Annotated in this window: 21 protein-coding genes; 6 read left to right on the top strand and 15 right to left on the bottom strand. The window is 37.7% G+C overall.

From position 1 onward, the window contains the following. The first annotated feature begins 63 nt into the window (after window positions 1-63). From LS69_RS01720 to LS69_RS01695, 6 genes are all read left to right on the top strand, one after another. On the top strand, window positions 64-1,005 hold the full coding sequence (locus tag LS69_RS01720) for a malate dehydrogenase (protein WP_138121674.1): 942 nt from the start codon (window positions 64-66) through the stop codon (window positions 1,003-1,005). A gap of 94 nt (window positions 1,006-1,099) precedes the next feature. Beyond that, window positions 1,100-1,411: a 4Fe-4S binding protein gene (locus LS69_RS01715; protein WP_138121673.1), complete on the top strand. Its 312-nt coding sequence runs from the start codon at window positions 1,100-1,102 to the stop codon at window positions 1,409-1,411. A gap of 11 nt (window positions 1,412-1,422) precedes the next feature. Then, window positions 1,423-2,550, top strand: a complete 1,128-nt coding sequence (locus LS69_RS01710; RefSeq protein WP_138121672.1) for a 2-oxoglutarate synthase subunit alpha — start codon at window positions 1,423-1,425, stop codon at window positions 2,548-2,550. A 1-nt stretch (window position 2,551) separates the two neighbouring features. Further along, the gene (locus LS69_RS01705) at window positions 2,552-3,385 is read left to right on the top strand and encodes a 2-oxoglutarate ferredoxin oxidoreductase subunit beta (RefSeq protein WP_138121671.1); all 834 of its coding nucleotides are present in this window, start codon (window positions 2,552-2,554) and stop codon (window positions 3,383-3,385) included. Continuing rightward, window positions 3,382-3,945 (top strand): 2-oxoacid:acceptor oxidoreductase family protein, encoded by a 564-nt coding sequence (locus tag LS69_RS01700; RefSeq protein WP_138121670.1) that lies wholly within the window; start codon window positions 3,382-3,384, stop codon window positions 3,943-3,945. The genes LS69_RS01705 and LS69_RS01700 overlap by 4 nt, the downstream gene beginning before the upstream one ends. A gap of 163 nt (window positions 3,946-4,108) precedes the next feature. Continuing rightward, complete coding sequence (locus tag LS69_RS01695) at window positions 4,109-5,209, top strand: radical SAM protein (RefSeq protein ID WP_238699062.1); 1,101 nt, start codon at window positions 4,109-4,111, stop codon at window positions 5,207-5,209. A 502-nt stretch (window positions 5,210-5,711) separates the two neighbouring features. Here LS69_RS01695 and LS69_RS01690 read toward each other — a convergent pair. From LS69_RS01690 to LS69_RS01620, 15 genes are all read right to left on the bottom strand, one after another. Further along, window positions 5,712-6,371 carry a lactate utilization protein C gene (locus LS69_RS01690; protein WP_138121669.1) on the bottom strand — a complete coding sequence of 220 codons (660 nt, stop codon included), beginning with the start codon at window positions 6,369-6,371 and terminating at the stop codon, window positions 5,712-5,714. After that, window positions 6,364-7,806: a LutB/LldF family L-lactate oxidation iron-sulfur protein gene (locus LS69_RS01685; protein WP_138121668.1), complete on the bottom strand. Its 1,443-nt coding sequence runs from the start codon at window positions 7,804-7,806 to the stop codon at window positions 6,364-6,366. Before LS69_RS01685 ends, LS69_RS01690 begins: the two co-directional genes overlap by 8 nt. Then, window positions 7,803-8,540 (bottom strand): (Fe-S)-binding protein, encoded by a 738-nt coding sequence (locus LS69_RS01680; RefSeq protein WP_138121667.1) that lies wholly within the window; start codon window positions 8,538-8,540, stop codon window positions 7,803-7,805. Before LS69_RS01680 ends, LS69_RS01685 begins: the two co-directional genes overlap by 4 nt. A 9-nt stretch (window positions 8,541-8,549) precedes the next feature. After that, window positions 8,550-10,193, bottom strand: coding sequence for an L-lactate permease (locus tag LS69_RS01675; protein ID WP_138121666.1), 1,644 nt, complete (start codon window positions 10,191-10,193; stop codon window positions 8,550-8,552). Window positions 10,194-10,412: 219 nt separating this feature from the next. Continuing rightward, a complete protein-coding gene (locus LS69_RS01670; RefSeq protein ID WP_138121665.1) occupies window positions 10,413-12,653 on the bottom strand; it encodes a hypothetical protein in 2,241 nt (746 codons plus the stop codon). A gap of 57 nt (window positions 12,654-12,710) precedes the next feature. Next, window positions 12,711-13,385, bottom strand: a complete 675-nt coding sequence (locus LS69_RS01665) for a nucleotidyltransferase family protein (RefSeq protein WP_138121664.1) — start codon at window positions 13,383-13,385, stop codon at window positions 12,711-12,713. Next, the gene (locus LS69_RS01660) at window positions 13,385-13,975 is read right to left on the bottom strand and encodes a D-sedoheptulose 7-phosphate isomerase (RefSeq protein ID WP_138121663.1); all 591 of its coding nucleotides are present in this window, start codon (window positions 13,973-13,975) and stop codon (window positions 13,385-13,387) included. Before LS69_RS01660 ends, LS69_RS01665 begins: the two co-directional genes overlap by 1 nt. A gap of 55 nt (window positions 13,976-14,030) precedes the next feature. Further along, window positions 14,031-15,224 (bottom strand): class I SAM-dependent methyltransferase, encoded by a 1,194-nt coding sequence (locus LS69_RS01655; RefSeq protein WP_138121662.1) that lies wholly within the window; start codon window positions 15,222-15,224, stop codon window positions 14,031-14,033. After that, complete coding sequence (locus LS69_RS01650) at window positions 15,209-16,231, bottom strand: dehydrogenase (RefSeq protein WP_138121661.1); 1,023 nt, start codon at window positions 16,229-16,231, stop codon at window positions 15,209-15,211. Before LS69_RS01650 ends, LS69_RS01655 begins: the two co-directional genes overlap by 16 nt. Before the next feature lie 4 nt (window positions 16,232-16,235). Continuing rightward, window positions 16,236-17,267, bottom strand: coding sequence for a GDP-mannose 4,6-dehydratase (locus LS69_RS01645; protein ID WP_138121660.1), 1,032 nt, complete (start codon window positions 17,265-17,267; stop codon window positions 16,236-16,238). A gap of 14 nt (window positions 17,268-17,281) precedes the next feature. After that, complete coding sequence (locus tag LS69_RS01640; protein WP_138121659.1) at window positions 17,282-17,821, bottom strand: dTDP-4-dehydrorhamnose 3,5-epimerase family protein; 540 nt, start codon at window positions 17,819-17,821, stop codon at window positions 17,282-17,284. Continuing rightward, on the bottom strand, window positions 17,821-19,041 hold the full coding sequence (locus LS69_RS01635; protein WP_138121658.1) for a DegT/DnrJ/EryC1/StrS family aminotransferase: 1,221 nt from the start codon (window positions 19,039-19,041) through the stop codon (window positions 17,821-17,823). The genes LS69_RS01640 and LS69_RS01635 overlap by 1 nt, the downstream gene beginning before the upstream one ends. 79 nt (window positions 19,042-19,120) lie before the next feature. After that, window positions 19,121-20,185, bottom strand: a complete 1,065-nt coding sequence (locus LS69_RS01630) for a GDP-L-fucose synthase (RefSeq protein WP_138121657.1) — start codon at window positions 20,183-20,185, stop codon at window positions 19,121-19,123. Beyond that, window positions 20,178-21,413 (bottom strand): GDP-L-fucose synthase, encoded by a 1,236-nt coding sequence (locus LS69_RS01625; RefSeq protein ID WP_138121656.1) that lies wholly within the window; start codon window positions 21,411-21,413, stop codon window positions 20,178-20,180. Before LS69_RS01625 ends, LS69_RS01630 begins: the two co-directional genes overlap by 8 nt. Continuing rightward, window positions 21,406-21,951, bottom strand: a complete 546-nt coding sequence (locus LS69_RS01620) for a dTDP-4-dehydrorhamnose 3,5-epimerase family protein (protein WP_138121655.1) — start codon at window positions 21,949-21,951, stop codon at window positions 21,406-21,408. The genes LS69_RS01625 and LS69_RS01620 overlap by 8 nt, the downstream gene beginning before the upstream one ends. Between the last annotated feature and the right edge of the window lie 241 nt (window positions 21,952-22,192).

Below are 22,192 nucleotides of genomic sequence, written 5' to 3'. Positions count from 1 at the left end.
TTTGAAATTATCTTTTATGATAATTCTTAAAGTTATTCTAAAGCTCATTTTAAGGATAAAGCTATGGAAAGAGTTAAAAAGGTTGGAATCATTGGTGCAGGTAATGTGGGTTCTACACTCGCCTACATTCTCTCGGCAACAACACCCTATGAGATTGTTTTGCAAGACAAAGATAAGGACCGTGCAAGAGGAATGTTGCTGGATATGTTTCAAGCTTCCTGTGTAGGCACGAAATTTACCAAGCTCGGTGTAATCGCATCTCCAAAAGACTTAAAAGGTTGTGATGTGATTGTGATTGCCGCAGGTTCTCCGCGTTTGCCGGGTATGAGTCGCAACGACTTGCTTTTTGCAAACGCAAAAGTCATTAGCGAGGTTGCCAAAAATATCAAAGAAAACTCTCCAGAAGCTATTGTTATCTTGATTACCAATCCTTTAGACGCAATGGTTTATACCGCCTTGAGGGAAACCAATTTCAACCCAAAACAAATTTTAGGTATGGCAGGTGTATTAGATAGCGCAAGAATGGTGAGCTTTATTTACGAAAAACTACAATGCGCACCCGGTCAAATCATTGCTCCTGTAATGGGTGGGCATGGCGATGATATGGTGCCTTTAGCGCGTTTTTCTATGGTCAATGGTGTGCCACTTTCAGAACTCTTAAGCCAAGACGAAATAGCAGAGATTGTGCAGCGCACACGCAACGCAGGAGCTGAAATTGTAAGCTGTCTCAAAAAAGGTTCGGCTTACTTTGCACCTGCAAGAGCAGCAGCAGAAATGGTAAGGGCGATTATGAGTGATAGCCACAAGATTCTGCCTTGTTCTGTATTATTGCAGGGTGAATATGGTTATAACGATGTTGTAGGCGGCGTTCCGGTAGAACTTGGAATCCACGGAATTGAACGCATTGTAGAATTGCAACTCAACGCAGAAGAAACAGCGCAATTTGAACGCTCCATTAATTCGGTTAAAAGCCTAATTGATGCGCTAAAAAAAGATTACTTTTAATCTATTTCAAGGAGGCAAATATACTAAAAAATATTTTACAAATTGCGGCATTACGGGAAATAGGTTTAAAATTTAAAAGTTTAAGGAGTTAAAAATGGGATTATTAAAAGCCCCAGATAATACACCCGTTTGGGTTAATGAAAAACGCTGCAAAGCATGTGATTTATGTGTATCTGTTTGCCCAACAGGCACTCTTGCAATGCGATTGGACGAACATAGAGTTTTGGGCAAAATGGTAGAAGTGCTTCACCCAGAAAGTTGCATTGGCTGTCAAGATTGTGAATTGCATTGTCCTGATTTTGCAATCTCTGTTGCAGACAGAAAAGAGTTTAAGTTTGCAAAATTGACCGAAGAAGCAAAACAAAGAGCCGAAGCCATCAAAGCAAATGGCTATATGGCTGTATAAAGGAGTAAGAAGTGAGTAGAGAATTAATTTCAAGCGGAAATGAACTTGTCGCACACGCAGCAATAGATGCAGGCTGTAAGTTTTTTGGAGGTTACCCCATTACACCCTCTAGTGAAGTAGCCCATGAAATGAGTGTTTTGCTTCCAAGAGAAAATGGAAGTTTCATACAAATGGAAGATGAGATTGCCGGAATCTCTGTCGCACTTGGTGCTTCTATGAGTGGCGTCAAATCTATGACAGCGACTTCAGGACCAGGAATCTCGCTAAAAGCTGAACAAATCGGACTTAGCTTTATGGCGGAAGTGCCTCTTGTAATTGTCAATGTTATGCGCGGAGGACCCTCAACAGGACTTCCAACACGCGTTGCGCAGGGCGATGTCGCACAAGCAGCTCACCCAACACACGGAGATTATCAGTCTATTGCTTTATGTCCAGGAAGCTTAGAAGAAGCTTACACAGAAACTTTCCGAGCATTTAATTTAGCAGAAAAATTTATGACACCTGTTTTCTTGCTTTTGGACGAAACTTTGGGACATATGCACGGCAAGGCGATTGTTCCAGATTTAAACGAAATGCAAAGCAAAATCGTGAATCGTCGCAAATTTGAAGGGGATAAAAATTCCTACAAACCTTATGATGTACCACAAGATGAACCTGCAATTCTTAATCCTTTCTTTCAAGGCTATCGCTACCATATTACAGGGCTTCATCATGGACCAACAGGCTTCCCGACAGAAGATGCTGTGCTTTCTCAAAAGCTTATTGACAGGCTTTTCAACAAAATCTTAAGCAAAAAGCAAGAAATCGTAACCTATGAGGAATATAAGCTAGAAGATGCCGAGATTCTATTGATTGCGTATGGTTCTACTTCAAGAAGTGCGAAAGAAGCAGTCGATAGACTAAGAGAAGAAGGGAAAAAGGTTGGTTTATTTAGACCTATTACACTTTGGCCCTCACCCACAGAAGAACTTGCAAAATTAGGCAAAAAGTTTGACAAAATCCTTGTTGCAGAGCTCAACAAAGGACAATATGTCAAAGAAATAGAACATGCAATGAAAAAAGAGGTTGCACTCCTTGCAAAAGCAAATGGTCGCCCTCTATCCCCAACAGAAATTATGAGCAAAATTAAGGAGTTATAAAATGGCATTTAATTATGATGAATACTTGAGAGTTGATAAAATGCCAACACTTTGGTGTTGGGGCTGTGGCGATGGTGTGATTCTCAAATCCATCGTGCGTGCGATTGACAAATTAGGCTGGAATATGGACGATGTTTGTTTAGTAAGTGGAATCGGGTGTAGCGGACGCGTTTCTTCTTATGTGAATTGCAACACCGTGCATACAACACACGGAAGAACACTTGCTTATGCGACAGGAATTAAACTTGCCAATCCTAACAAAAAAGTTATTGTTGTGGGTGGCGATGGCGATGGTTTAGCGATTGGTGGTAACCATACAATCCATGCTTGTAGAAGAAATATTGATATTAATTATGTCTTGATTAATAACTTTATTTATGGTTTGACAAACTCCCAAACTTCACCTACTACGCCTAGAGGAATGTGGACGGTAACGGCACAATATGGCAATGTAGATCCAGAATTTGACCCATGCAAACTTGCCATAGCTGCGGGTGCTAGTTTCGTCGCAAGAGAATCTGTGCTAGATCCTAAAAAACTAGAAAAAGCCTTAGTAGAGGGATTCTCCAATGAGGGCTTTAGCTTCTTTGATATTTTCAGTAACTGCCATGTGAATTTAGGTAGAAAAAACAAAATGGGAGAAGCGATTGATACTCTAAAATGGATTGAAAGTCGCATTGTTTCTAAGAAAAAATATGAGGAATTAAGCGATGAAGAAAAACAAGGCAAATACCCAACAGGAATCCTTCATCACGATACTAACAAGTTAGAATACTGCAAAGCCTATAAACAAGTGCAAGAAAAAGCACAAGCTAAAAAAGGGGGTGCAAAATGAGAAAACAACTCCGCTTTACAGGTGTTGGAGGACAAGGCGTTCTCCTAGCAGGTGAGATTCTTGCAGAAGCTCAAATCAAGACAGGTGGCTATGGCGTCAAAGCTGCGACTTATACTTCTCAAGTGCGTGGCGGACCGACAAAGGTTGATATTTTGTTAGATGAAAACGAGATTCTTTATCCTTACGCAAATGACGGGGAAGTAGAGTATATGCTCTCCACCGCACAAGTGAGTTATGACCAATTTAAAGATGGCTTAAAAGAAGGCGCAATTATCGTGGTAGAGCCAAACCTCGTAACTCCAAACGCGGAAGACAAAAAGAAATTCAAAATCTACCCGATTCCAATCATTACAATCGCGAAAAACGAAGTGGGCAATGTTGTAACACAATCTGTTGTAGCACTTGCAGTAACCGTAACACTCACCCAATGCGTCAATCGCGATTTGGTTTATGATACGATGATTAGCAAAGTTCCTGCAAAAGTTGTCGAGCTTAACAAAAAAGCCTTTGAACTTGGCGAAAAATATGCCAAAGAAGCTTTAGCGAAAGGTTCTTTATAATTTTTCTTTCCCTTAGCCTTTTAGGGCTAAGGACTATCTAGACACTTCAGCCATGCTTCCTTTATTAATCCTAGTATCTCCAAAAGCGATTTTTTAGCCAATTCGCGCGTCTTATCTTAAAGATTTTTCGCTAAAATCACACATTTTATTTTTAAGGACTTTCATGCAATCAAATCATACAAATAATATGGGGGGGGGGGGCAATAAGCTAGAAAATCTTTCTCATCATTGCAAGGAGACAAAGCCAAATCCTCTCGCAATTTTTATTAAAGATAAAAAGCGTTGGATTCTCTCACTTGTTAAAAACTCCAAACAACACCAAAAGTTAAAGGCAGAATTAGCACAACTGCAAATCAATTTGGATTCTACACAACTAAAACTTTTAGACTCCATTAAACAAAACCAAATCCTACAAAACCAATTAAAATCCCAAGAATCAAAAATAAAACTACAAGATTCCAAACTAACAAAGCTCACCCCACAAAGCTATCTTAGAATCCTAGAGATTCATCTAGCCGAGCATTGCAATCTCAACTGCTTTAGTTGCAATCATTTCTCACAACTCGCCCCCAAAGGATTCCCTGATATTCTTCAGTTTAAACAAGATATGGAAAGGCTATCAAACCTTACTTTTGGACTTGTTGGGAGATTCCATTTAATGGGCGGAGAACCTCTGCTGAATCCAAATTGCAAAGACTTCTTTCAAGTTACACGAAAATACTTTCCTAAGAGTGCAATTTGGCTAGTTACAAATGGAATCCTACTAGAATCCCAACCTAAAGACTTTTGGGAATCTTGTAGGGAGAATAAAATAGAGATTCACCCCACTAAATATCCTATTAAAGTAAATTGGGAAGTGATAGAACAAAAATGCAAAGACTTTGGGATTCCGCTGATATTTTATGATAATTCAAATATTCAAAAAACCTCTTACAAAACCATTTTGGATTTAAAGGGTTCTTTGGATTCTTTAAATGGTTTTTCTTATTGTCATCAAGCAAACAACTGCACACACTTCAAAAATGGCAAAATCTATCCTTGTAGCATTGCGCCTAATATCCAATATTTCAATGCTGCTTTTCATCAAAATCTTCCTATCACTCCAATAGATTTTATAGATATTTACAAGGCAAAGGATTATCACGAGATTTTGCAATTCCTTGCCAAGCCGATTCCTTTTTGTCGTTTTTGTAATCTTGCCAAATGGAAAAGCATTGGCGAATGGAAAACTTCTAAAAAAGAGATTGGGGAGTATTTGGAATAAGAATCGTGGTGTACAATTTGTAAAACAAATTTCACCCGCGCTATGCAAATCCATGATGATAAACTTAAGGGGATTTTGCTACTGCGTCATTATGAGCGAGATTTGCGAGTGCGGCAATCCATAATCTAGAATCCCACCATTGTAGAATCCTCTTTTCTTTTAAATTATAGATTGCCGCAGTCTCTCACTGCATTCATTCCTTGCAATGACACATTGGTAGCATTATGGATTAGCAAGCCTTCTTTGCAAGGACGAAGCAATCAATAATGTTACACCTCAAGAAAAATATGTAATGAAATCTTTTGGTAAGATTCTAGGCTGTAATTTGCCGCGTTCGCTTCACTCACTCACAATGACAGGTTGATTATTTTAGCGTCATTGCGAGAAGTCACAAGACTTCGTGGCAATCCATAATGTTGCAAAAGCGGATTCTGCAATGGAATCCTTAAAACCAACAAACCGAGTTAAGACCCTACAACCACCCTATTCTACCAAAAGATAATCAATATAAAATAATATGCACCTTTTGTGAGCCATGCACACCAAAAACCGTAATAAGCTCAATATCCGCTGTGCGCGATGGACCTGCGATAAACAAAATATTGCTAGGCAAAATATGATTTTCTGCTTTGACTAAATTCAACGCTTCCGCTAGGCTCTCCACAATATCGTCCTTTTTAAGCAAAATAATACAAAGCGTAGGCGCAAGAGATAGCATTCTAGGCTGTGTTTTATGAGAGTGCACCAACGCAACACCATGCGAACTCACGCCAACCCTTGCCCTTACGACAGAAAAATCACTATGAAAAACCTCTTCCCTTAGATTCTCAATCTCTTGATTGAAACATACCTTTTGACTTGCTTCAATCTTATCCAAATCCAATCCCAAGCTTTCAGAATAAATCATTTTTTGATAGCCATAGCCTTTGACTATCTGATTAATCTTATCCTCTAGCTCATTTTCTTCGCATTCCTCTACAATATATTTATTGTCCGTCATTTTGCGCTTCATCTCTTCTAGCTTTTCTCCGCTACTTCGGATATGAATGACAGGGTCAATATTGGGTTTGCGTTCAAACTCCGGTATTTGATAAGCTCGAGCCAATCGCTCTAAAATCTGCTTTTTACTTCGCTCTGAAATGCTCTCTATTCTACTATTCATAATGCACTCCTTGCAACTTCTGAATCTCTTGATATAGATTACCTTTAAGTTGTGGTAAATCCTTGAAAGCACTCCATTTTTTAATCACAGGCAAAGAATCCTTAAAGCGATGCAACGCACCATTAAAGAAATGCGCACTACCTAAAGAAAATCTCCACAATGCGCCATTGGTTGCGACTTTAGCAAATCCTTGCATACCCAATGCCTCGTTTTTATCGGGTTTTAGCATACTCGCACCCAACGGGGGATTCTTACCTTGCCCAATCTTGTTTGCTCTAAGTTTGCGAATCAAATCCGCCAAAGGAATCTTCACAGGACAAACCTCGCTACATCTTCCACAAAGCGAACAAAAACTCAAAATATCGCCCGTTAAATCAATACCAAAAAGATTCGGACTAATCACTTCGCCAATAGGTCCGGGATAAATCGTCTGATAAGTGTGTCCACCGATTTTGTCATAAACAGGACAGAAATTCATACACGCTCCACAACGAATGCAACGCAACGCCTCATAATAATCTAAATGAGAAAGCATATCGCTTCTATGGTGGTCAAAAAGCACGATATGCACTTCTTTAGGTCCATCTAAATCTCCGTCTTTTCGTGGAGAAGTGATGATGTTGTTATAAGTTGGGATAAATTGTCCTGTCGCAGAGGGTGTTAGCAAATGCACCATTGTCGCCGCATCTTCAAAAGTCTCCATAACCTTTTCAATCCCACAAATTGCGACATGAATCTCTGGAGCTGTGGTGCACATTCTCCCATTTCCTTCATTTTCAATCAACCAAAATGCACCCTCTTTTGACATTGCGAAATTCACCCCGCTTAAGCCCATTTGCAAACCTTCAAACTCATCTCTTAAGTGTTTTCTTGCGATTGCGTTGAGCTTTTCGGGTTCAGATTCCAAACTCGCACCCAATTTTTCTTCAAAAATCTTACCTACTTCGTAACGATTGCGATGAATCGCAGGAACGACGATATGCACTGGGCTTTCTCCATTGAGTTGCAAAATCAATTCGCCCAAATCTGTTTCAATCGCACGGATTCCTTTTTTTTCTAAAAAGTGATTCAGCCCGATTTCCTCACTCGCCATAGATTTGCCTTTAAGAATCTTGCGAATATTTTTCTCTTTCATTAATTCATAAATAATCTCACAAGCATCATCGCTACTAGAAGCCCAATGCACTTGTATGCCATTTTTTGTAGCATTTTCTTCAAACTCTAACAACCTTTCCTCTAAGCTCATCAAAGCATTGTTTTTCGCTTGTTTTGCCTTTTGTCGCAGCCCTTGCCAATCTTCAAACTTTTCATCAATGATTTTTAAACGATTTCTTTGAAGTGTGTGCATAGCAACGCTTAGATTTTCCCTCATTTGGGAATCATTCAACTTTGTATGCACAATTTCTTCATGCGGGATTCTGTGTTCTACACTCATAAGCTCACCCCTTCCAATCGCTTGAGTAAAAATTCATAAAGATGGATTCCTTTTGTATCAATGCCCAATCTACTCATCGTGCCTTGAATGTTTAACAAACAGCCTCCATCACCGCTGATAACATACTTCGCGCCCGTGCTTTGAATGTCTTTGATTTTCTGCATTACCATTGCATTGGAGATTTCGGGTTCTTTAACCGAAAATGTCCCACCAAATCCGCAACATTCCTCTTCAAACTCCAAAGGAATCAGTTCTACATTTTTTAGTCGTTTTAAAAGATTCTTACTTGCTTGTGCGCTTTGTTGAATCCTTAACGCATGGCAATTAGAATGCCAAGTAACCTTAACATTCTCCCCTTTATCTTCATAATCCACCGCCAAAACTTCATCTAAATATTGACTTAATTCAATGACGCGTTCGCTAAATCGTTTCACCAAATCAAAATCGGAATCTCCTTTGAAAAGCTCCAAATAATCATGGCTCATCATACCTGCACACGAGCCACTTGGCACGACAATCGGATAATCCTCACTAAATTGTTGGATATTATGAAGTGCAACTTCTTTGCTTTCTTTGAAATAGCCTGAATTAAAAGAGGGTTGGGCGCAACAGGTTTGATTTTTTTTAAACACCACTTCAACCCCCTCACGCGTGAGGAGTTTGACACCGCTTAGCACAGCTTCTTGACAAACAGCTGTGCCTAAACAAGTAGCAAAAAAATAAACTTTTCTCATTGTTTTACCTTATTTTACAAGCGGAACAATATCGGGGATTATACCATTTAAGAAAAATGCAATGATAAAGGTCCAAATCCCAATCAACAAAATAAATCCAACAGAATATTTCAAAGTAAATTTGAATAATTCAGATTCTTTTCCTACCAAACCAACCGCCGCACACGCAATCGCAATGCTTTGTGGAGAAATCATCTTACCTACAACGCCTCCCACAGAGTTAGCCGCTAGGAATAATGCTTCACCTACTCCCAATTCTCCAGCAGTTACTTGTTGCAATGGACCAAAGAGAAGATTCGCACTTGTATCGCTTCCTGTTAAGAAAACACCAATCCAACCAATCACGGGACTAAAGAACGCAAAAGCATCTCCACTTTGCGCAAAGGCTAATCCCAAAGTCGCACTCATCGCAGAGTTTTTAGCAATGAAAGCAAACGCAACAACAAGCCCGATGGTAATGCAAGGAATCGCCATTTCTCTTAAAGTGTCCCAAAAGCATTCTCCCGCATCACTTGCTTTGATTTTGAGCGTCCAGATTGTCAAAAATGCTGCTAACAAAATCGCTGTTCCTGCTTGTAATGCAACAAAGTTAATCGGCAAACTCAAAGAAATTGCCTTGCCATTTTCATCTAGGATTCCGCCTTGGATATTATTAAACGCAATCGTTACTTGCGTATAATCAAAAATCGCGCCTTTGGCAAACAAAGCTTTAAACCAAGGCTGCGTCCAAATCACAATACAAATAATCAACAAGATGAAAGGCATCCACGCTTTCACTACCGCGCCCAATTCCAACTGCTCGTTGTTTGAAAAATTCGTTTCATTATCCAATCTAAAGATATTGCTAGGCTTCCAAACTTTCAAGAATAAAGTGGTGCAAGCCAAAGAAACAATCGCAGAGACAATATCGGGCAATTCCGCACCTAAGAAGTTAGAGCTTAAAAATTGTGTCGCGGTAAAAGAAACAGCCGCAACAAAAATCGCTGGAAAAGTCTCTTTAACGCCTTTGAATCCGTCCATTAAGAATACAATAAAAAAGGGCACGGTGAGGCTTAAAGGCACAAGCATTCTACCAACCATTGCAGAAACTGCATGTTGATCCACGCCTACTAGATTACACATTGCGATAATTGGAATCCCAACCGCACCAAATGCCACAGGCGCAGTGTTGGCAATCAAACAAAGTCCTGCTGCATAAAGTGGCTTTAGTCCAAGCCCCACCAAAAGTGCCGCCGTAATCGCAACAGGTCCGCCAAATCCAATCGCACCTTCTAGGAATGAGCCAAAGCAAAACCCAATCAAAATCACTTGGATTCTGTGGTCAGGCGTAATGGACATTACGCTTTGCTTAATCACTTCAAAAGAGCCAGACTTCACAGAAAGCTTATACAAGAAAATCGCCGCAATAATAATCCACGCAATAGGCCACATACCTTGCGCAAAGCCTTGCACGAAAGACGCGCCAATAAGCGAAAAAGGCATTTCATAAACAAAAAACGCCACTGCACTTGCGACAATCACAGTGACAAAACCTGCTTGATAGCCTTTAAGCTTAAGAGCTAATAAACAAACCAAAAAGCACAAAATAGGCAAAAAAGCCACCACTGCACTTAAGATAATATTCCCTAGCGGGTCAGTAATCTGTTGCCACATAATTCCTCCAAAAGGTTAAAATTTATGTTTCTAAATTTATTCAACATTTTATTTAAAAAAAATAAAATGTTTTACTTTTGGAGAGATTTTAATGAATTTTAAGCCAAAAGGTAACATTTTTGTTTATTTTTCGCAGTAGTTTATGGATACCCAAAGAAACCAACCATTAGCTTAATCAATAGATGAATCCAACCCTTTGATGATTTCTCTGTGTTCCCCCTACTTCAACACCACTCTTGGTTTTTCAAGCAAATAAATCTTTTGCTTCTTTGATTTATTCCATACACTAAAGACTAATTCTACTTTGCTTACATCTTCTGGAATCTTAATCTTTAATGCAAACAAATAATCGGATAATCTATCTAAATACACATAATACCCCCCCCCCCCCGCAGAATAGGAGAAGCCTTCTAATTCTCTATCTTTATCATCACAATAGATTTTCATCAATCCTGCACCGATTTTGATTTCTTTGTCTTTGGAAAAATAACATTCAATGCTTAAATTCTTTTTTTCTTTTGTATCTAAGGTGATTGTATAGGGAGATTCTTCAATGTTTAAAGGAGAAAAAGAACAAATCCTTGTTTGTAATCTATGGTTTTCTTGCGTAAAATGCGCAATACAATTATTATAGTCTTTAGTTTCAATAGGGGTAATGATACCTTGTGAGACTTGCATTGTGCTTGTTTTTGTAAGTTGCTTTTTCAAATCTTCACAAATTTCTTGATGATTTTTAGGGCTAAAGAGTGCATTTCCATATTCATAATATAGACAACAAACAAGCATACCTAAGATTCTATACATTTCTGCGAAATTAATGTCTTTGGGTTCTTTTTTAAGTGCATTAAAGAAGTTTTGATTTAAGAATCCAAAACTATTAGGTCTAGCTTTAATAAATTCTTCAATCCATTGAGAGAATGTGCCAAGCATTATTGTGCGTTTAGGGAGGAATCCAAATCGTTTTTCTGTTGGGAAATGTTCGTTAAAGCTAAAAGGAATCACATTATATAAACTTTTGTTAAAAGGTATTTTAAGCTTCTGCAATAAAGAGAATAATTCTTTAGGAAACGAATCTGCACAAAAGGGGAGATTTGCAATTCCCTTGTTGGACATAGACATAAGGGTGAAATATAATAACTGTGTATTGGTTAATTCTTTGGGTGCAGACATTACAATCCTGCTTAACTCATAATCCAAATAGGGGTGAATCGTGCAACCTCCAACATTTACCGAAGTATTTCCCTGCGCAACAAAGATGGAGTTTCTAGCGAAAAGGTGTGCCACGAGTTCTAATTGATTGGGATTTATATCTTGCAGATAAGGAATAATATAATTTTCAAACTCATTTTCTAAGGCATTTTGTGCTTCTTGGGTTAGGAATTTACCGGCATTTAAAATTTGTTTGCTATTTTGCAAAAATTTCTTCGAATCATTTGTAATGCGTTTTGATTTTAACCCATTTTCATGCCCGCCAAAGGTAATATTATTATTATAGGAAATTCCTAGCATATCTGCGAGAGAAAGCTGCAAATCACAAGCCCACGCACTCCCTATAACGCGCGTTACCATATTTTCTGTTGTGAGATTTATTTCGCTGCGTGGTGTAATTTGGTGTTTGACTTCAGGATAGCAAGACATCACCGCTTGTGCGCTTAAAACCTCTGGAGAATAAAATTCTCCTGTTGTTTTTACCAACATCTTATTACCTAATAAACCATTTACCTCTAAAATTGCTAAAACTCCACGCGAATCCTTGCCACCAGATAATCCCAAAACTCTGTCAGATTGCAAAATATAATCATCACTTAGATAATCACTATATAGTGCAACTGCTTTATTCATTGCCTCTTTAATATCCATTGTATCAACAGATTCTGCGATATTTGGCTTTAGGGTTTGTGTTTGTAAAGTCTGCAAATCAACCCTAACAATATCTCCTCCAACTACTCTTATAACATCTTTAAAAAGAGTGTTTTCGCTTACAGAATGTGTCCGCCCAGCATAAGCTATCATAGATTCTTCTCTAAGCTCTAATGTGGCAACTTGAGCTAAGAGTTTAATTTGATTAGTAAAAAACATAAAATCTTTGTTTTGATAATAAAAGCAAACTTCCCCACAACCTAAACCATTTTGCACTCTAACAAGTGTAGGGTTTAAAAAGATATGCACACAAGGAGTAGAAATATCCCATGCTTTAATGGCTGTATTTTCTAGGATTCTTAAATGCAAGTTGCGCTTTAGAGAATCTCTATTTCGCATAAAACCTTGCACAAAGGAATAAGAATCATTGATTTGCAATAATGTATCGTCCATTACAGAACCAAATTTCAATACATATAATGCTGCATTGGCACATTTTTGCACCACAAGTTCATTTTCTTGTCTGTTAAATGCGGAAGATAATGCTTCTTTGTTGATTTCTTTACCTGTTTTACTGATGGTTAATAAAAATGCTGCCATTTTTGCTCCTTTGGTTTGTAGTTACAATGATCTATATTTCTAAGATTCTTAATTTACTCATTCCATCTCTTCTTGAGCCCTCAAATAATCCTGTGGAATCCCAATGTCAATAAAATAATCCTCAAAAACTTTCCCACTAGCTTTTAATCCCACAAAATGGCTTTGCAAAAAGGATTCAAAAGAAAACTTTTCTTCCAATGTAAAACCATCAAACAAATCCTTGCCCGTTAGATAAATGCCACCATTTATCAAGCCTTCTTTTCTAAACTCTTTTTCTTTAAAAGCTTCAATGAATCCCTGCTTGTCAATCTCTACGCAGCCATATCTATCAAAATCTTGCATCTTTTTTAGTCCTAAGCAAATCTTGCTTTCTTTTTCTAACTCTAAAGATTTTAGATTAATATCAAAATAAGTATCTCCATTTAAAACATAAACCAAACTTTCACGCGCCAACTTCAAGGATTCTCTAATCGCCCCACCCGTGCCAAGCGGTTCTTTTTCGATACTATATAGAATCTCCAAGTCCAAAAAGTTATCCCCAAAATACTCACAAATCATTTCATACCGATAGGAAACACCAAGAACCACGCTTGTGATTCCTTGTGATTTTAGATATTTTAAAATATATTCCAAAAAAGGCTTACTATTAATTAATGCCATAGGCTTTGGAATCCCTTTAGTGATTTCTCTAAGCCTAGTCCCTAAACCACCACACAAAACAATCGCCTGCATTAGTTTGCAAACCCTTTACCAAAAATCTCTTCCTCAACAATAGCACAAATAATATGCCCTATTAAAATATGGCTTTCTTGGATTCTGGGCGTCTCTTTTGAAGGCACCTTGATGCAAATATCACAAAGCTCTTGCATTTTTCCTCCGCTTTCTCCGCTGAAACCTACACTAAAAATCCCTTTGATTTTGCACACTTTCAAAGCGTCGAGGATATTTGCACTATTGCCACTTGTGGAGATTCCGATAAACAAATCTCCTTTGACTCCATTTGCTTCTAGTTGTCTAGCAAAAAGCCTTTCATACCCATAATCATTGCCAATAGCTGTTAAAATGCTTGTATCCGTAGTAAGTGCGATAGAGGGAATCCCGGGTCTATCAAAGTAAAATCTACTGACAAATTCCCCTGCGATATGTTGTGCATCTGCGGCACTTCCGCCATTACCAGCAATCAAAGTTTTATTGCCATTTTTATAAATCTCTACGCATTTTGAAGCCGCCTGTCTAATTTGTTCTAATATCGTCTCATTAAAGAGAATTTTCTGCTTCGTTTCTAGCGAATCTGAAATCTGCCGTTTAATATAATCTTTCATTTATTACTCCTTATAATTTTTATCTATAATTTTAATTTTTTGATTCCTTTAGCAGTTAGGATAATCCCCCCCCCCCCCGCCAAAGTCCATTACGAGAGAAATTTAAAATCTCGGATTCTAACACCATATTTTCGTGCAAAGCCATAGCCATAAGGATACAATCAATATCTTCCAAGTTTTGCGGATTCGCTTCTTTAATCTGTATTTGTGAGCTTTGTAAAAATCTACCTAATTTTTCCGGATTTTTATCCAAACAAACTCTAAGTTTCGCCTTGTTTTCTTGTGTGATAAATGGCAACATAGAATTTGCAAGAATCCCTCCTCCATAAACCGCTACGCTATCTGCTTCACTTAAATAGCCATTTAACAAATCAACAGATTTAGAAAAACGATTCGTATCTTCTAAGTCAAAAAATTTAACGGGCAATTTTTCCTTATGGAGTTTTGTGTTTTTCCTGAAAAACAATCCCATCCATTGCGAATCGTAAGGATACAAAACATCTAAAAATTCAAAGCCAAGCTCATTTAGTGTGTTGATTAAAACATTTTCTTGGTAATATCCCACATGATCATGATAAAACTCATAGAATCTCCCATTTTGGACATTATTTAAAAAATTGGGAACTTCTATATAAATCATTGCACCCTCATTTAGGAAACTAGTAATATCCTCTAAAAATTTCCTAGGGTGCTCAATATGCTCCAACAAATGCCTAAAATAAATAAAGTCTAATTTATGCTCTAATTCTTTGTCCAAAAGCTCTTTGTCAAAAAATCCAACAATGTGCTTTTGATTTTTCGCTGTTGTTTTTTGGCTATTGACGCTAGGATCAAGCGAATAAATAAATTTCACTTCACCTGCCAAAGCCAATAGCAAATCACAATGTCCCGGAGCAATCTCTAAAACCACGCTATCTTTATTCAAAAAGCCTAAAAACTTATCCCTAAGATCTATTATCCCCTTAGAAAGTCTTGTGGTGAAGTATTTTTGTGCATAGTATTCTGGCACACTATAAGCCTGTATCATTTTGTCCATATCAAAATCTGCATTAAATGCAAATCCACAATTTTGACATTGCACAACCTTAATATCACAATCTCCATTACCATAACCCACATCACCTATGGATTTTTGAATATGCAATGGAAAAATATCCGAACTTGCAAAAGTATTTTGCACCCCAAAAATCTCAAAGAATCCTTTGTTTTCTAAACACAAAGGACACTCTTTTATCAATGAATCACCCATGATTTGGCTCCTTCTTTAGTAAAGTTAAATTCCTCAACATAGCCTTGTTGTTGATTTAATAGCTTGATGAGCTCGTATTTTTTGGCAGGATCAACCATAAAAAACATAAAGCCTCCTGCCCCGGCTCCACTTGTCTTGCCACTATAAGCCCCATTGCTAATTGCTAGATTATAAATTCTCTCTAACTCATCATTGCTTACGATTTCAGAAATCACCTTTTTGCTTTGCCATGATTTGCCAAGTATCTGCGCGACTGCATTAAAATCTCCTTTTAACAAAGCTTCTTTCATGCTACTTGCGTCTTGCTTGATGGCGTGCATCGCGTTTAAGGATTTATCATCTCCTAGTTTGCCTTTTTTGTGTTCTTCTATATCTTTGGCGTCCCGCGTGATATTAGTAAAATACAATACAATTTGTTCTTCTAGCTCACTCATAATCCAATTTTTGATTCTTAGCGGATTCACAATCACTCTTTTACCCTTGTAAAATTCCATGAAATTAAATCCACCAAAAGTCGCTGCGTATTGATCTTGTGCGCCACCTACGATACCCAAATCCTCTCTTTCTATTTCAAAAGCTAGTTTTGCGATATCATATTCACCTAATGGCAAGTGTAACCATTCCACAAATGCTTTAAGAATCCCAACAACCAAGGTTGAGCTTCCACCAAGCCCACTTCCACTTGGCACATCAGAATAAGTATAAAGCTCAAAACTCAAAGACTTCTTTGTAAAATCCTTCACGATTCTATTATAAATGCTTTTGTAAATATCCATTTTACCATCAAACTCAAGAACTTCTTGGCTTTTATATTCGCTTCTTGCATTGGTATCAGGAGAAGCAAACAAAATCTTCCCATTATCTGTAACTTTTAATGTGCAGTGAATATACTTTGAAATCGTAGCATTCAACACATATCCTACATATTTATCACAATACAAATCGATATCTGTCCCTCCACCTGCAAGTCCAAGCCTAAGCGGCGTCATACTTCTTATGATTTTCATTTTGTTACCTATTTAATGGGATTCTTCCGCGAGAAATTTCCTCTCGCCAATGGTTTAGCAAGTCTTCAAACATCTTCCTAGCCGGAATCTCTGGTTTCCAATCAATAAAACTTTTAATTTTCGTATTATCAAACATCTGATAGTCTGCGTCTATGGGGCGGAATCTTTCACTATCTGTTTGCACTTGAATATCTTTTCTTGTGCTAAAACCTAGCAGAATCTCTATCACTTCAGGAAGCTTAAACGCCTCTTCTCCTGCGATATTAAAAGCTTCTCCATTAGGAATCTTACCTTTTTGACATTCTAATGCTAAAAGATAATACGCGCGAATCGCGTCTCTACAATCTTGAAAAGTGCGTGTGCTCTCAAGATTCCCTACTTTGATAATCGGCTCTTGATAACCCGCTTCAATCAGCGCAATTTGCTTTGCCACCGTGCTTTCAAAAAACACATCACTGCGTCTTGGACCGCTATGCGTCCCCATACGCGTTACAAAAGTGCGGATTCCATAAGCCTCTCCATAGAATCGCCCTAAATAATCTGTGCCAATCTTACTAATACTATAAGGACTTGCGCCGTGGAATGGCGTTTCTTCGTTTAACTTTATCCCTACTTTTGCTCTACCATAAACTTCACTTGAAGAGCAAACATGCACCACAGGGCTGTAACCCTCTTTTTGTTTGAGGATTCTAATATTTTCTAGAATATTTGCTGTGCCAATAATGTTGGTTTGTAGAGTTTCAAGCGGAATTTCAAAAGAAGTTTTAGGGAAACTTTGCGCCGCTAGATGAAAGATAAAATCAGGCTTTTTACTTTCAAAAAGCTTTTGCAAACTTGAATAGTCGTTCAAATCCCCATAAAAAATACTGATTCTATCTTTCTTGTTGATTCTATCACTTAAATGATAGATATTATCCATACTTTCTTGCCAACGCATTAAGCCGATAATTTCCCAATCAGTGTTTGCAAGTAAGAAATCCGCCATTTGCGAACCAACTTGTCCTGTAAAACCTGTAATCAATGCTGTTGTTTTCATTTTTTACCTTACAATTATTTCTGCCTCATTACTAGAATATCTCGCTCTGACAAAACAGGATTGCTAACCCCCCAATCTACACCGATTCTCTCATCATTCCACGCATAAGTGAATTGATTAGGAGCATCCAAATATTCCCCATCATAGGCGAGTTTATAGTAATACACGGCTTCTTTTGAGCGCACATAATGCGCATTGCCCATATTTGGAGGAAGTAAAATCAACTTTTGGTCTGCGGGTGAAATGTCCCAACTCTGCCACTTTAGATAAGTCGGGCTATCCTTTCTGCAATCTACCGCTACTTGACGCACTTCCCCATAAACACAAGTAACCAACTTCCAAGTCTTTTCATCTCCATGGATTCCACGCAAAACATTAAAATGCGAATTAATGAATTTATCATGCTTAAATCTTAATCCTTGCGCTAAATCCCCTAAAAGCTCCTGCGTAAAAGCCGTCCAAATATCACCTCTTAAATCACTAAATTTATTAGGAGTGATGATATAAACGCCCCTGATAATCTCAGATTCTTCTATTTCAAATTCCATTGCCATTATGCAGCCTTTGAATTGGCTGCATAATAAGCAGGGTTATTAGCTACTAAAAGCCCCCCCCCCCGCAGCACTTTAGCAAGCAAATGGATTTGTTTGCTAATATCTACTTGGTGATTCCCTACAAAAAATCCTTTCTCTTGGATATACTTTGCATTTTTTAATTCGCCAAAAATTTCGTAATCAAAATACTTAATCACTTCATTTTGCGTAAAATCCCCTGTCGCAATCGGGCGGTATTCAATTTTATTTTCTTCTAACATTTTGATAATCTCTTTCCTTTTGAGTCTGGAATCCGGTTTAATTACCAAAGAAAATCCAAACCAAGAGCTTGACCCAATCTCTTTTTGAACAATAAAATCTGGGTGATTCTTAAAATATTCACAAAAGAGATTCGCATTTTCTCTGCGATGTTTTAAAAAATTCGGAAGCTTTTTAAGCTGTTCAACCCCGATTGCTCCGCTCATTTCCACAGGGCGCACATTATATCCGGGTAGCACAAAACGAAACGATTCGCTAAACCAATCATCACTCTTGGGTGCTACTTTATTGTCTTTAGGTAAATTTCTCGTCCAACCATGCGCACGAAGACAAAGCAAAATATGATAAAGTTCCTCATCATCAGTTACGACAAATCCGCCTTCCATTGTTGCCATATGATGAGAATAAAAGGTGGAAAATGTCCCCATAATCCCAAAAGTTCCCGCTTGTTTACCTTCAAATTCTGCCCCCATAGATTCGCAATTATCTTCTAATAACAAGATGTTTTTGCCCTTAACCATTTGGTTAATTGCATTAAAATCATTTGGATTGCCAAGCAAATTCACACACATTATCATTTTTGTCTTTTCACTAATTGCTTCTTCGAGCGCATTTAAATCATAGTTTAATGTATGCAAATCAATATCTACAAACTTTAATTTCAAGCCATATTGATAAAGCGGATAATAAGTCGTACTCCAAGAAACTGCTGGGACAATTACCTCATCTCCTCTTTTAAGCTTAGGATTCTTTGTGTAAAATAGCGCGGCAGTGGCAATCAGATTTGCCGTAGAACCCGAACTTGTCATCACAGCATATTGAGAACCCACAAAACTTGCGAAATCTTTCTCAAACTCCGCTACTTTTTTACCCATTGTAAAAATATCACTCTCAATCACCCCTTGAATTGCTTGTAATTCTTTAGAATCCCAAGTCGATGAGGCTAAGGAATAATTCATCATTTTTTCTCCTTCTTATGAATTGTTTGTTTATAAACCTTCTAAAATTTAACCTAAAAAAACCCTAAAAATAGCTACACTTTCACCTCCTTGCCGTATTTTGTTTAACATACCATTCATACATCATTTGGATTCCATCTTTTAAACTAATTTCAGCTCTCCAACCAAGTGCATGGATTTTTTCTAAACTTGCAAGCTTCTTCGCTGTTCCGTTGTTCCCTGCTTGATTGAAGTCACTTTGAAAACTAATTTTGCCTTTAAACCCTACGACTCTGGCAATCACTTCTGCTAACTCTTTAATGGACACCATTTCGCCCGTTCCTACATTGATATTTGCATTTTTTGCACTTGCATTATCAATTTGTGCAAATCTAATGTTTTGCGCCAAATACACACAAGATCTTGCTAAATCATCACTATATAAAAACTCTCTTTGTGGCGTCCCATCACCTAACAACTGCACTTCATCTGCGGTTATGTTTAAACTTTTCAGATATTCTATTGCTTCACTTTTGCTTTGCATTTTTAAGTCACTTATCAGTGTGGAATCCTCTCTATTTTGCAAACAAGTCGCCAAATAGATTTTTCTAAAAATTGCCGCTTGGACATGGGAAGTTTCTATGTCAAAATTATCTTCAATCCCATAAACGCTACAAGGCATAATAGGAATAAAATCTAGATCATAAGATTTAGAATACAATTCACACATCTTACTTCCTGCGATTTTTGCGATTCCATAAGGCTCGTTGTTGGGTTGCAAATATCCATTAAGCATAGAATCTTCTTGGATTGGCAAACTTGTATGCTCGGGATAAACACAAAGAGAGCCTAAAAAGATTAGTTTCTTTACCCCATTTAAATAAGCTTGATGAATCACATTGTTTTGCATCATTAAATTTTCATATAAAAAATTGCTTCTAAATTTCAGCTGCGCTAACATTCCCCCCACAAATGCAGCTGCTAAAAACACATATTCTGGCTTTTCTTGTGCGAAAAACTCTGCGACTGCTTTTTGGTTTGTCAAATCTAACTCTGCGTGAGTTTTTAAAATTAAGTTTTGATAACCTTGTCTTTGGAGTTCTCGGACGATTGCACTACCTACAAGCCCCCTATGCCCTGCGACATAGATTTTAGCATTCTTAAGCATAGCGCACCTCCTTGAGAATAAAGCAAGGATTATTTGCGCCCACTGCACTATGGTTATCATTGCAAGATTCTGTGATAGCAGAATCGCGACAATCCATAAGTTGATTTGACTTTGATTCTGCAATTTCATCATTTGCGCAACCACTTTTAGCACTTAAAAAGCCCCCCCCCCCCGCAGAGGTGTTAGAATGCGTATTTTGATACCATTGATACATCATTTGGATTCCTTTTTCTAGCGAAATTTGTGGATTCCACCCTAGTTTTTGAATCCTAGAAATATCCATAAGTCTATCCATAGAACTATCAGGTTTGCTTGGGTTAAACTTCAAATCCCCCTCAAACCCTACAATTCCTTTCACCATTAAAGCAACTTCTCTAATCGTATAATCCACCCCAGTGCCGACATTAATATGCGTATTTCTAATTTGTTTGCCACCATTATGTAAATCTTTAAAATCTACATTTTGCATTACAAAAATACTCGCATCTGCCAAATCAAAACTATGTAAAAACTCTCTTCTTACCTCGCCCGTCCCCCAAATCTCTACGCTTTTTTCACTAATTCCAAATTTTTCCAGATATTCTTTAGCATCTTTAAAATTCTGAACTTGTAGTTCTTGCAGAATCTCTTTCTCTCTGCCCTCTCTTAGGAGTTTTGCCAAATGAAACTTTCTAAGCAATGCAGGTAAAACCCTAGATTTGGCAAAGTCAAAATTCGCCCTTGTTCCATAGAGATTATTCAGTGCGAGACATAAGAAATTTGTGCCATATTGAATATTATAGGATTCGCAAAGCACAGCCCCTGCAATCTTTGCCACACCAAAAGAGGTTGCACCCCATTCCAACTCACCGCTAAACAAATATTCCTCTTTAAGCGGATTCTTCGCGCTCTCTGGATACATATAGCCCGAACCATAGCAAATAAGTTTTTTTACATTATTTAGAAAACTAGAATGAATAATATTGTTTTGCATCATTATATTTTCATAGAGGAAATCCCCCCTTTGTGCGACATTCGCAGCACCACAAGGTAACACTGCACACAAAAACACATATTCAGGCTTCTCTTGCGCGAAAAACTCTGCGACTTGTTCTTGATTTATCAAGTCAAGCTCTATGTGAGTTCTAGTGATAATATTTTCAAAGCCTTGCTGTGATAACACTTCTAGCAAAGCACTTCCAGCTGTGCCTCTATGCCCTGCGACATAAATTTTAGAATCTTTATTCATTGTTTTCCTTTGCAACTAATATATCTCTTTCCGATAAAATAGGATTACTAACTCCCCAATCTATACCGATTCTCTCATCATTCCAAGCATAAGTAAATTGGTCTTTAGCATCAACATACTCTCCTTCATAAGCCCATTTATAAAAATACAATGCGCCATTTTTAGATTTCACATAACAAGCATTGCCCATATTTGGTGGGAGAAGAATTAGCTTTTGGTTTTCTGATGAGATGTCCCAACTTTGCCATTTTAGATAAGTTGGGCTGTCTTTTCTGCAATCCACCACAACCTGAAGAATCTCGCCATACGCGCAAGTAACAAGCTTCCATGACTTATGGTCACCATGAATCCCGCGCAAAACATTAAAATGTGAAAAAGTAAATTTATCTAGCACGAAATCCAATGGAAGCAAATCACCCAAGTGTTTTTTCGTCCATGCCGTCCAAATATCACCTCTTAAATCACTAAATTTATTAGGAGTGATGATATAAACGCCCTTGATAATCTTGGATTCTTCTATTTCAAATTCCATCGCCATTTCTTGCTCCTTGACACACGCATTAGAGAGCGAGATTATAACATATTATTTAGGGGGGGGGGGGGGGCATTTTTTAGATAAATTTTAGCTTAAATCTCTCATTATTAACCCTCATTTGCATTTCAAGATTCCACATTGCTTTTTATTTTTGCAAAGGATATACCAAAATCTCGCCCTTGGGGTCTCTATTATAAAATTTTTCTTAATTTTTAAATCATAAGTGTAAGAATGAATAAATCAC

The organism is Helicobacter sp. MIT 05-5294 (genome assembly GCF_000765675.1).
Lineage (GTDB): Bacteria > Campylobacterota > Campylobacteria > Campylobacterales > Helicobacteraceae > Helicobacter_D.
This window is presented reverse-complemented; position numbering and strand designations above follow the sequence as displayed.

Excerpts from the sequence above, each read along its gene's own strand:
- LS69_RS01630 (WP_138121657.1), bottom strand. The coding sequence starts at position 20,185 with ATGCTTAAGAATGCTAAAATCTATGTCGCAGGGCATAGGGGGCTTGTA.
- LS69_RS01720 (WP_138121674.1), top strand. The coding sequence starts at position 64 with ATGGAAAGAGTTAAAAAGGTTGGAATCATTGGTGCAGGTAATGTGGGT.
- LS69_RS01680 (WP_138121667.1), bottom strand. The coding sequence starts at position 8,540 with ATGAGAAAAGTTTATTTTTTTGCTACTTGTTTAGGCACAGCTGTTTGT.
- LS69_RS01655 (WP_138121662.1), bottom strand. The coding sequence starts at position 15,224 with ATGGGTGATTCATTGATAAAAGAGTGTCCTTTGTGTTTAGAAAACAAA.
- LS69_RS01625 (WP_138121656.1), bottom strand. The coding sequence starts at position 21,413 with ATGAATAAAGATTCTAAAATTTATGTCGCAGGGCATAGAGGCACAGCT.
- LS69_RS01660 (WP_138121663.1), bottom strand. The coding sequence starts at position 13,975 with ATGAAAGATTATATTAAACGGCAGATTTCAGATTCGCTAGAAACGAAG.
- LS69_RS01685 (WP_138121668.1), bottom strand. The coding sequence starts at position 7,806 with ATGAGTGTAGAACACAGAATCCCGCATGAAGAAATTGTGCATACAAAG.
- LS69_RS01645 (WP_138121660.1), bottom strand. The coding sequence starts at position 17,267 with ATGAAAACAACAGCATTGATTACAGGTTTTACAGGACAAGTTGGTTCG.
- LS69_RS01695 (WP_238699062.1), top strand. The coding sequence starts at position 4,109 with ATGCAATCAAATCATACAAATAATATGGGGGGGGGGGGCAATAAGCTA.
- LS69_RS01665 (WP_138121664.1), bottom strand. The coding sequence starts at position 13,385 with ATGCAGGCGATTGTTTTGTGTGGTGGTTTAGGGACTAGGCTTAGAGAA.
- LS69_RS01640 (WP_138121659.1), bottom strand. The coding sequence starts at position 17,821 with ATGGCAATGGAATTTGAAATAGAAGAATCTGAGATTATCAGGGGCGTT.
- LS69_RS01705 (WP_138121671.1), top strand. The coding sequence starts at position 2,552 with ATGGCATTTAATTATGATGAATACTTGAGAGTTGATAAAATGCCAACA.
- LS69_RS01670 (WP_138121665.1), bottom strand. The coding sequence starts at position 12,653 with ATGGCAGCATTTTTATTAACCATCAGTAAAACAGGTAAAGAAATCAAC.
- LS69_RS01690 (WP_138121669.1), bottom strand. The coding sequence starts at position 6,371 with ATGAATAGTAGAATAGAGAGCATTTCAGAGCGAAGTAAAAAGCAGATT.
- LS69_RS01715 (WP_138121673.1), top strand. The coding sequence starts at position 1,100 with ATGGGATTATTAAAAGCCCCAGATAATACACCCGTTTGGGTTAATGAA.
- LS69_RS01620 (WP_138121655.1), bottom strand. The coding sequence starts at position 21,951 with ATGGCGATGGAATTTGAAATAGAAGAATCCAAGATTATCAAGGGCGTT.
- LS69_RS01635 (WP_138121658.1), bottom strand. The coding sequence starts at position 19,041 with ATGATGAATTATTCCTTAGCCTCATCGACTTGGGATTCTAAAGAATTA.
- LS69_RS01650 (WP_138121661.1), bottom strand. The coding sequence starts at position 16,231 with ATGAAAATCATAAGAAGTATGACGCCGCTTAGGCTTGGACTTGCAGGT.
- LS69_RS01675 (WP_138121666.1), bottom strand. The coding sequence starts at position 10,193 with ATGTGGCAACAGATTACTGACCCGCTAGGGAATATTATCTTAAGTGCA.
- LS69_RS01700 (WP_138121670.1), top strand. The coding sequence starts at position 3,382 with ATGAGAAAACAACTCCGCTTTACAGGTGTTGGAGGACAAGGCGTTCTC.